The 8,937-nt window shown below is 73.8% G+C and carries 10 protein-coding genes; 7 read left to right on the plus strand and 3 right to left on the minus strand.

The features are described from left to right. Positions 1 to 277 precede the first annotated feature (277 nt). A complete protein-coding gene (locus AB0H75_RS17575) occupies positions 278 to 1,192 on the minus strand; it encodes an NAD-dependent epimerase/dehydratase family protein (RefSeq protein WP_367797202.1) in 915 nt (304 codons plus the stop codon). Positions 1,193 to 1,283: 91 nt separating this feature from the next. Between AB0H75_RS17575 and AB0H75_RS17580 the strand changes: the two genes are divergently transcribed. Continuing rightward, on the plus strand, positions 1,284 to 1,760 hold the full coding sequence (locus tag AB0H75_RS17580) for a MarR family winged helix-turn-helix transcriptional regulator (RefSeq protein ID WP_367797204.1): 477 nt from the start codon (positions 1,284 to 1,286) through the stop codon (positions 1,758 to 1,760). Between the two features lie 235 nt (positions 1,761 to 1,995). After that, positions 1,996 to 2,346: an MmcQ/YjbR family DNA-binding protein gene (locus AB0H75_RS17585; RefSeq protein WP_367797206.1), complete on the plus strand. Its 351-nt coding sequence runs from the start codon at positions 1,996 to 1,998 to the stop codon at positions 2,344 to 2,346. Here the strand turns inward: AB0H75_RS17585 and AB0H75_RS17590 are convergent. Then, positions 2,333 to 3,295 (minus strand): alpha/beta fold hydrolase, encoded by a 963-nt coding sequence (locus AB0H75_RS17590; RefSeq protein WP_367797208.1) that lies wholly within the window; start codon positions 3,293 to 3,295, stop codon positions 2,333 to 2,335. The two genes, AB0H75_RS17585 and AB0H75_RS17590, sit on opposite strands and share 14 nt — an antisense overlap. Before the next feature lie 349 nt (positions 3,296 to 3,644). On the opposite strand from AB0H75_RS17590, the gene AB0H75_RS17595 reads away from it, so the two are divergent. Then, positions 3,645 to 4,622 (plus strand): small ribosomal subunit Rsm22 family protein, encoded by a 978-nt coding sequence (locus AB0H75_RS17595; RefSeq protein ID WP_367797210.1) that lies wholly within the window; start codon positions 3,645 to 3,647, stop codon positions 4,620 to 4,622. A gap of 132 nt (positions 4,623 to 4,754) precedes the next feature. On the opposite strand, the gene AB0H75_RS17600 is transcribed toward AB0H75_RS17595, so the two are convergent. Further along, positions 4,755 to 5,735 carry an SMP-30/gluconolactonase/LRE family protein gene (locus AB0H75_RS17600; RefSeq protein WP_367797212.1) on the minus strand — a complete coding sequence of 327 codons (981 nt, stop codon included), beginning with the start codon at positions 5,733 to 5,735 and terminating at the stop codon, positions 4,755 to 4,757. Positions 5,736 to 5,843: 108 nt separating this feature from the next. On the opposite strand from AB0H75_RS17600, the gene AB0H75_RS17605 reads away from it, so the two are divergent. From AB0H75_RS17605 to AB0H75_RS17620, 4 genes are all read left to right on the plus strand, one after another. After that, positions 5,844 to 6,287, plus strand: a complete 444-nt coding sequence (locus AB0H75_RS17605) for a MarR family winged helix-turn-helix transcriptional regulator (protein ID WP_367797214.1) — start codon at positions 5,844 to 5,846, stop codon at positions 6,285 to 6,287. Positions 6,288 to 6,310: 23 nt separating this feature from the next. Next, a complete protein-coding gene (uppS, locus tag AB0H75_RS17610) occupies positions 6,311 to 7,087 on the plus strand; it encodes a polyprenyl diphosphate synthase (protein ID WP_367797216.1) in 777 nt (258 codons plus the stop codon). A 55-nt stretch (positions 7,088 to 7,142) separates the two neighbouring features. Then, a complete protein-coding gene (locus AB0H75_RS17615) occupies positions 7,143 to 7,910 on the plus strand; it encodes a GNAT family N-acetyltransferase (RefSeq protein WP_367797218.1) in 768 nt (255 codons plus the stop codon). Between the two features lie 98 nt (positions 7,911 to 8,008). After that, complete coding sequence (locus tag AB0H75_RS17620; protein ID WP_367797220.1) at positions 8,009 to 8,932, plus strand: pentapeptide repeat-containing protein; 924 nt, start codon at positions 8,009 to 8,011, stop codon at positions 8,930 to 8,932. Positions 8,933 to 8,937 lie beyond the last annotated feature (5 nt).

An 8,937-nucleotide genomic window follows, 5' to 3' on the forward strand; every position in this document is an offset into this window, starting at 1 on the left:
CGCTTCCCGCCCCTCGGCACCACCATCACCTGTCACCACGTCCGCGTGATGGACGGCCGCCTGCTCGCCACGCTCGCCGAGTGCCGACGAACGGCTGGCGAGCAGCCGCCCGAGGGCACCGGCAGCTAGCCGTACGGTGGCGAGTAAGCCGGGATCTCGGCAGGGTGGGCAGGTCGAGCAGGATCGATTGGCGTGGACAACCGACGATCAGTCGCGGGCGGGAGCGCACGCGCACACCTGCCCGAGATGGCATTGGCTCCTGGCCGGACGACTGATCTCAGTCCTTGGTGAGTTCGTTTTTGATCCAGTCCAGGACGGAGGTGTGCCGAGGTCGCCAGCCGAGTTGGGCGCGGGCGCGCTCGCCTCGGACCCGGCTGTTGGAGCCGAGGGCGAAGACGGCGGCCTCGTAGCCCCACTCCTGAATCGCGGCGTCGATGTCCCACGCCTCGGCAGGTCCCAGGCCCAGCGCCTCTGCGATGGCGGCGGTGATCTCGCCGAACGACGCCTCACCGTTTTCCACGAAGTAGAACGACCCGGAGGGAGCCGCATCGAGCGCGAGTAGATAGAGGTCAGCCACGTCATCAATGTGGACGTTCGACCAGATGTTGCGGCCGGCCCCGATCCTGCGGACGGTCCCGCTCCTCTGCGCCTGCCGGGCCAGGGCGGGGATCTGCACGCTGTCGCGGCTCAGCCCCCGACCGTGGCCGTAGATCAGAGTGTTGCACAGAACCACCGACCGGACCTTTCGGCTGGAGGCGGCCAGGACGTACCGGTCGATCGCCGCCCGGGCTTCCTTGTCGCCGGCCGGCCGCCAGGGCGACTCCGGATCGAAGATCTCCTCCCCGAAGATCTCCTCGGACGGCTCTCCGCGGGAATCGGTGCCCACGATGCTCGACCCGCTGGTGTGCAGCAGCGGCTTGCCCGATCCCGCGAGCGCCTCCACCAGTGCTTCCACGGCACCTCGGTGGTCGCTGTCAGCAGCGTTGACGACAGCGTCGGCGGCCTGCGCCTGCTCGGCGAGAAGGGCCTGGTCGTCCAGGGTCCCCACGACCGGGGTCACGCCCAGGCGCTCAAGCATGCGCGCCTTCTCGGGACTGCGGGCCAGCCCAATGACCTGGTGGCCGGCCTGCAGCATTCGGTCGGCGACGGAGCCTCCGATGTATCCAGTGGCGCCGGTGACGAAGGCACGCATGAGTCCTCCCATGTACGTACAATATTTGCTTATGCATAGATTGTCTATGCATGGAATGCATGTCAAACTGGTGCTCAAGGAAGGAGGGACAATGCCGCAGGTCACCGGACGCGTCCCGCGCATCGAACTGCCGTCGGACCTCGAAAGACGCTGGCAGGCGCTGAGGCACCTGGAGGCCGTCGTCCAGGAGGCACTGGACCGCGCCCTGCAGAACGAGCATGGCCTGTCCGTCTCCGAGTACACCGCCCTTGCGGCGCTGGCCTACTCCGACGACGGCGGTCACCTGCGTCAGCAAGTCCTCGCCGACGCGATCCCGCTCCAGCAGAGTTCGGTCAGCCGCCTGGTTGCCCGGCTTGAGCGGATGGGCCTGACCGAACGCTTTCACTGCCCGACCGACCGGCGGGGGGTCTACACGCAGATCACCGATCGCGGCCGCGAAGCCGTCACCGCCGCGCGCGCAACCTATGTCAACGTCCTCGAACAGACTCTCGCCGGCATCAGCGGCGATCGGGAACTGACCGCCCTGGTCGGGCAACTCCACCGGGACGCAGGCCAGGCAAGCCCGTAGGGCGTGACGTGGCCGCCGGGCGGCACGTGTCCCCGGGCCCTGACCGTGGCAGGCAGCCGGCCTCTGCGGTCCTCGCGCGATGTCCAACGCTTCGGCCTGCCGTGACGCCGCGTCCGTGGCTTGATGGCGACCACGTTCTGCTCTGTTAGGCCCGAACGTCTCTCAAGGATCCCGGCGGGGAAATGTCGGAGGGGCGCGGTAGTCTCGGCGTCTCGGTGACGAGCGGGAGGCTTGCATGGTCGACGATGTGGCGGCGCGGCTGCGGGAGATCTGCCTGGCACTGCCCGAGGCGGAGGAGAAGCCGTTCGGCGGGCACACCGCGCCCTCCTACCGGGTCAGGGACAAGTTGTTCCTCATGACCAGCGAGGACGGGCGGTCGATGACGTTCAAGGCGGGGCCGGGGGTGCAGGAGGCGCTGGTGTCGTCGCAGCCGGAGCGGTTCTTCGTGCCCGCCTATGTCGGCGCCAAGGGCTGGGTGGGGGCGCGGCTCGACGTCGAGCAGGACTGGGCGGAGATCGACGAGCTGGTCAGGGACAGCTACCGGCTGGTCGCGCCCAAACGGCTGGCCGCGCTCATCGACGCCTGAGCCCGGGCGCCCCCGTTGCGGGCGCTTCCGCCGTGGGCGCCTCCGTTGCGGGTGTCTCCGCCGTGGATGTCTCCGTTGCGGGCGCCTTCGCGGCGAACACCTTCGCCGCGAACGCCTCCAGGGCGGCCGTCACCTCGGCGGGGCGCTCCAGGGGCGGGAGGTGGCCGGTGTCGGGGAGGTCGAGCAGGCGGGCGCCCCGGATGCCTCCGGCCAGGACGCGGGAGACCTCCTGGATGCCCGGGACGTCCGACAGGCCGTTGATCACCAGGGTGGGCGCGGCGATCTCCGGCAGGCGGCCCGCGGCCGGCGGGTCGAGGAAACGCTCGGTCACGGCGGGGGCGGTCCAGGAGCGCAGGAAGGCCAGCGCGCACATCTCCACCGCGGCTTCCCACACCTCGGCGGGCAGCGCGCCCCGGTCGCGGTCGGGCCCCGCGACCTGCCACAGCGTGTGCGCCTCCGCCATCGCGCGGGCGTCCGCGGGATCGACGTGCCCGGCGGCGCCGGCGCGGTAGCGGCTCAGCCGGTCGGCGGGCACCGCGCCGTGCACGCGCTCGCGGGCCTGCGCCAGCATCTCGGGCGGCCAGGCGTGGCCCGGCAGGCCCGCGCCGACCAGCACGAGCCCCGCCACCCGCGACGGGGCGGCGAGGGCCGCCTCGACGGCGTACCCGCCGCCCATCGACGAGCCCACCAGGAGCGCGCGGTCCACCTCCAGCGCGTCCATGACGGCGAGAAGGTCCTCGTGGTGGCACACCTCGCCCGTGGCGTCGCCCGAGCGGCCGGAGCCGCGCCGGTCGTAGCGGATCACCCGGTGGCGCTCCGACAGGGCGCGGAACTGGTGGTCCCACATGCGCTGGTCGCCCACGGCGGCGTGGACGAGCACGACCGTGCCCGCCGGCTCCCTCGGGGCGGACTCCTCGTAGGCGATGCCGGTGCCGTTCACGATCATCATGTGGACGACCGTAGGCGCCGGCGGGGGCGGGCGCGGCGGCCGTTCGCCACGGGCGCACCCGCCCGCCGCGACGCTCAAGGGGCGGGCGGTGGCGCCGATGACCGATAATGGCACGTCTGGGGCCACGTCCAAGGGCACGTCGCGACCCGCGAGGCACCGGCCACCCGGCGGCCCCGCCCGCGAGCCCGCCGGCGCCTCACCTCGACCCGTGATCCCGCCGACCGTAAGCCCGCCGACCACAAGCCTGCCGACCGTAAGCCCGCTGACCGTAAGCCCGCCGACCACAAGCCTGCCGACCGTAAGCCCGCCGGCCACAAGCCCGCCGATCCATCCGAAAGCGAACCCGCCCATGCTGCCCGACGACCTCAGCGCCGCCCTGGACAAGGCCCTGGCCCGCCACTCGCCGCAGGAGCTGGCCCGTTCGGTCGCGCAGCTCACCGAGCGTTACCGCGGCGGCGGCGCTCCCGCCGGGGCCGCCCACATGCGCGGCCAGGCGGACGTCGCGGCCTACGCCGCCTACCGCATGCCCGCCACGTACGAGGCCGCCGCCGCGGCGATGCGGCACGCGGCGGCCCTGGCGCCGGGGTTCGAGCCGGTCAGCCACCTGGACGCGGGCGGCGGCACCGGGGCGGCGGTCTGGGCGGCGGGCGGTGTCTGGCCGTCCCTGCGCCAGGTCACGGTCATCGAGCGCGACCCGCACGTCATCGACCTGGGCAGGCGGCTGGCCCGTACGTCGCGGGCCGCCGCCGTGCGCGACACCGCCTGGCGGCAGGCGGCCGTCCGGCCGGGGCTCGACCGGCCCCGCGCCGACCTGGCGACCATGTCGTACGCGCTGGGCGAACTCCCCGAGCAGGACCGCCCGGACGTCGTGCGCTGGCTCGCCCGCGACGCCGCCCTGGTGATCATCATCGAGCCGGGCACCCCCGCCGGCTACGCCACGGTCGCCGCGGCCCGCGAGGTGCTGACGGGGGAGGGGCTGACGGTCGTCGCGCCCTGCCCGCACGACGGCCCCTGCCCGATCGTGCCCGGCCGCGACTGGTGCCACTTCTCGGTACGCCTGCCCCGGACGTCCCTGCACCGCCAGATCAAGGCGGGCACCCTCAGCTTCGAGGACGAGAAGTTCTCCTACGTCGCCGCCACCGCCCGCCCCTGGCCGCGGGCCGCCGCCCGGGTGCTGCGCCACCCGCAGAAGCGCAAGGGCGTGGTGTCGCTGCGCCTGTGCACCGAGACGGACGGCATCCGCGACGTGATCGTCTCCAAGCGGCAGGGCGAGCTCTACCGCCAGGCCAGGGACACCGGCTGGGGAGACCCCTGGCCCGGCGCCTGACGACCGGCGCGGGATCCCGATCAGCCGGCACGGGATCCCGATCGGCCGGCGCGGGGTCCGGACCGGCTGGCGCGGGGCCGCGTCCGTTCGGCGCGGGGCCGCGTCGGCCGGTCCGAGCGAAGCCGCGTCCGGTCAGAGGCCGCGGACCGCGGCGACGGTGAACGGGATCCGCGGCGCCCCCTCGTTCCCCAGCGGCCCGCCCCTGTCGAACTGGGAGCGGACCACGTAGAGCGTGTCCTTCACGCGGACCAGCGTGGTGGGCAGCTCCAGCGCCGGGTCGGTGAGCCGCCGCTCCAGCCGCGCGGCCCCGCCGTCCGCGGCGACGTGCCAGCGGCTGATCGTGTCCGCGGTGTTGTGCACCGCCCACAGCGTGCCCCGGCGCAGCTCCAGCCCGTCGGCGTGCAGCAGGTCGCCGCCGCGCAGCGCGACCCGCCGCACCTCGCGGGTGGACAGATCCACGCGGAACAGGTCGCCGCCGGTCATGTCGGCGGTCAGCAGGTAGCGCCCGGACGGGTCGGTGACGATGCCGTTGAGCGTGTAGGCGCCGTCGGGGTGGGCGTCGAGCGAGCCGCCCAGCTCGGCGTACGGGGTCAGCTCCGCGGCCCCGCCCCTCGCCTGCTCGAACTGGGCGGGGGTGATCCGGTAGACGACGGCGCGCAGGCTGTCGGTGACGTAGACGGCGCCGCCGGGGGCGACGGCCAGGTCGTTGACGAAGCTCGGCGCCCCGGCCGGGACGTCGAAGCGGGCCAGCAGCTCGCGGGTACGCGTGTCGTACACGAAGACCCCGCTGGTGGAGTCGGTGACCCACAGGCGGCCCGCGCCGTCGGCCTCCAGCCCGTTGGCGGTGTCGCGGCCGTCGGACCCGGCCGGGAGGAAGATCGCGGCGGTCTTCCTGCCGGGCGTCATGGCGTAGACGGTGCCGTCGGCCCAGGAGGCGGCGTAGAGGACGCCGGTGCGCGGATCGGCGGTGATGCCCTCGGGGTAGACCCGGTCGCCGGGCAGCTCGTACGCGGTGGTGACGCGCGGAGCGGCCTGGGCGGGGGCGGGTGCCGCGGTGAGCGCGGCGGCCAGGGCCGCGGCGGCGAGGGCGACGGGCGCGCGGAACGTGATCACGAGGATCCCCTTAGATCGATAGGACACATTTATGTGTACGCATACGAACGATAGTTAGAGCTCTAATATCCGTCAACTCCGTTCCGGCGTGGTCGTTATCATGCGGAGATGACGTCCATGCCTCTCGCCGAGCGCCTGGGGGCGCACGTCAAGCGCGCGGATCAAGCGCTCAGCGCGGCCAAGAACGCCGCGCTCAAACCGGCCGGCCTCACCGTGCCGCAGTACTCGGCGCTGCTGCACCTGGGGGAGAACCCCGGCATCTCGGCCGCCGCGCTGGCCCGCGCCTGCGGCGTCACCCCGCCCACCATGAACACCGTGCTCAAGAACCTCCAGGAGCTCGGCCTCATCGAGCGCACCCCGCACGAGTGGCACAAGAACATCCTGGAGACCCGGCTCACCCCCAAGGGCGAGGAGGCGATGGCCGCCGCCGACGCCCGCGCCGTCCGGCTGGAGCGCGCCCTCGCCGCCCAGTTCACCGACGAGGAGCGGCGGACCCTCGTCGCCCTGCTCGACCGCTGCGCCGACTTCCTCGAATCCGCCCGGACCGGCTGATCCCGCGCTGCCATCCTGGAGTGATGAACGTCAACGATCTTCTCCGCGCCCTCTACGCGCGGCGCCTGCGCAGTCAGGTCATGGCCGGCCCGCTGCCCGGCCACGTCGGCCTCATCGTGGACGGCAACCGGCGCTGGGCCAGGCAGGTGGGCCTCGCCGACCCGCGCCTGGGCCACGAGTACGGCGCCGACCACATCCACGACGTGCTGTCGTGGTGCGAGGGCCTCGGCATCAGGCACCTGACGTTGTTCCTGTGCTCGACGGAGAACCTCCAGCGCCGGGGGGACGAGGAGGTCGCCTTCCTGCTGGAGGTGATCGAGCGGATGGTCGCCGACCGGCTCGCCCGGCCGGACGCCCGCTGGCGCGTCCACGTCGCCGGGCTGCTCGACATGCTGCCCGACACCACCGCCCGCGCGCTCAAGAACGCCGTCGAGGCGACCCGCGCCTGCGCGACCGGCTTCCACCTGACGCTGGCCATCGGGTACGGCGGCCGCCAGGAGGTCATCGACGCGCTGCGCGAGCTGCTGTACGAGCGGGCCGAGGCCGGGCAGTCCATGCGCGAGCTGGCCGACACGCTGACCGCCGACGACCTGGCCGGCCACCTCTACACCGCCGGGCGGCCGGACCCCGACCTCGTCATCCGCACCAGCGGCGAGCAGCGTATGTCGAACTTCCTGCTGTGGCAGTCGGCCTACTCCGAGCTGTACTTCTGCGAGGCGTACTGGCCGGCCTTCCGCGAGATCGACTTCCTGCGCGCGCTGCGCAGCTTCGCCGCCCGGCAGCGGCGCTTCGGCGGGTGAGCCCGCGCCGGTAAACCGGTTGCCACGGCCGGCTCCGGGGTGCTGGGGTGGCCGGATGGATCGCGATGAGGTGTTGCACCTGTTCGAGCGGTGCTTCCGCCGCGAGGCCCGTCCCGACGCGGCCGGGGCCGTGGTGGAGCGGGCCGGCCGGGTGGTGCGGCAGTCCGGGCCGGAGCCGTGCTGGAACGGCGTCCTGTGGTCGGACCTGGACGAGCGCACGGCGGACGAGGCGATCGCCGAGCAGATCCGCCACTTCGGGGCGCTGGGCAGGCGGTTCGAGTGGAAGCTCTACGGTCACGACCGCCCGGCCGATCTCGACCGGCGGCTGCTCGCGGCCGGCTTCACCGCCGAGCCGGCCGAAACCCTCATGATCGCCGAGACCGAGCGGATCGCCGTCCCGGTCGTCGAGCCGGACGGGGTGCGGCTGGTGCCGGTGACCGGCCCGGAGGGCGTCGAGCTGGTGGCCGGGGTGCACGAGCGGGTGTTCGGGGACAGCCGGGTCCACATCAGGGAGCGGCTGACGGCGCAGCTCGCCGCGGGCGACGTGGTGGCCGTCGTCGCGATGGCGGGGGACGTCCCGATCAGCGCCGCCCGGATGGACCTGCATCCCGGGACGGAGTTCGCCAGCCTGTGGGGCGGCGGCACGACGCCGGAGTGGCGCGGGCGGGGCGTGTACCGGGCGCTGGTCGCCTACCGGGCCCGCGCCGCGCTGGCGCGCGGCTACCGCTATCTCCAGGTGGACGCTTCCAGCGAGAGCCGGCCGATCCTGGAGCGGCTCGGGTTCGCCGCCCTGGCCACGACGACGCCCTACACCTACCCCTGAGCGCACGTGCCCTGAGCGCACGTGCCCTGAGCGGTTCCGCTCCGCCCCGCGTCCTCGCATACCCTTGGCCTGCCACCCCTTGTGAGGAGATCCGCACGTTGCCCCGTTCCGACGACCTCCGCGAGCTCGGCCTGCTGTCCGACTGTGCCGACTGCTTCGGGCTGTGCTGCGTCGCGCTGCCGTTCGCGGCCTCGGCCGACTTCGCCGCCGACAAGGCCGCGGGCGAGCCCTGCGGCAACCTGCGCGAGGACTTCCGCTGCTCCATCCACGGGCAGCTACGGCAGCGCGGCTACCCCGGCTGCACCGTCTTCGACTGCTTCGGGGCGGGGCAGAAGGTCTCGCAGATCACCTTCGAGGGGCGGAGCTGGCGGGAGGCGCCGGGGACGGCCCGGCGGATGTACGCGGTCTTCCCGGTCGTGCGGCAGCTGCACGAGCTGATGTGGTACCTCGCCGAGGCGCTGGCCCTGGAGCCCGCCCGGCCGGTCCACGCCGAGCTGCGCCGGGCTCTCGACGAGACCGACCGGCTCACCCGGCAGGGCGTGGACGTCCTGGAGGCGTTCGAGGTGGCGCCGCACCGGGCCGCGGTCAACGAGCTGCTGCTGCGGGCGAGCGAGCTGGCCAGGGCCGGTCACCGGGGCAAGGACCGGCGGGGGGCCGACCTCATCGGGGCCCGGCTCAAGGGGGCCGACCTGCGGGGGGCGAACCTGCGGGGGGCGTACCTCATCGGTGCCGACCTGCGGGGCGCCGACCTGCGGCAGGCCGACCTGATCGGCGCCGACCTGCGCGGGGCGGACCTGGCGGGAGCCGACCTCACCGGCGCGATCTTCCTCACCCAGGCCCAGCTCGACGCCGCCAGGGGCGACGCCGCCACCCGCGTCCCGCCCGCCCTCGCCCGGCCCTCCCACTGGCCCGCCACCGCCCGGCCGGAGACCGGCTCCCGCGCGCCGGAGGCGGGGGCCGGGCCGTCCCGGGGCGGGCGCCCGCCCCGTCCCCGGCGTTCCCCCCGCCCGCGCCGCGGCTGAACCCC

This window comes from Nonomuraea sp. NPDC050783 (assembly GCF_040802095.1).
In the GTDB taxonomy this organism is placed as follows: domain Bacteria; phylum Actinomycetota; class Actinomycetes; order Streptosporangiales; family Streptosporangiaceae; genus Nonomuraea.